At 44.4% G+C, this 432-nt stretch carries 1 protein-coding gene; it reads right to left on the reverse strand.

Features of this window, described 5'->3' with window-relative positions:
* Positions 1-432 (reverse strand): hypothetical protein (locus KW837_RS29235; RefSeq protein WP_218399375.1); only part of this gene is annotated, 432 nt, incomplete at both ends.

Here is a 432-nt window from a genome sequence, read left to right on the forward strand (position 1 = left end):
CCCCCGCTCCTCCTCCTTCTCTCCCTCTTCTCCCTTTTCTTCCCCCTCTCCTTTTTCCCTCCTCTTCTCTTCTTTCCCTTCTCCCCTCTTTTTCCTCCTTTCCCCCTCTTTTTCTCTCCTCTTCTCTCCCTTCTTCCCCCTCTTCTCTCCTCCCTTTCTTTTCTTCTTCTTTTTTCTCTTCTTCTCCTTTTTCCCCTTCCTTTTCCCCTTCCTTTCTTTTTTCTTCCTCCTCTTTTCTCTCTCTTCTTTCTTTTCTCTCTCCCCTCCTTTCCCTCCCTCCTTCCTTTTTTTCCTTTTTCTCTCTTCTCTCCTCCCCTTTTCTCTTTCCCCTCTTCTTTCTCTTCGATTTTTACCAGTCCTCCCTTTCCTTTCTTTTTCTTTATTTCCCTCCTTCTCTTCCTTTTTATTTTTTTTTCTCCTCCTCTTTTCCTT

The sequence above is a fragment of the Pseudomonas sp. PDM24 genome, from assembly GCF_019218905.1.
Classification (GTDB): domain Bacteria; phylum Pseudomonadota; class Gammaproteobacteria; order Pseudomonadales; family Pseudomonadaceae; genus Aquipseudomonas.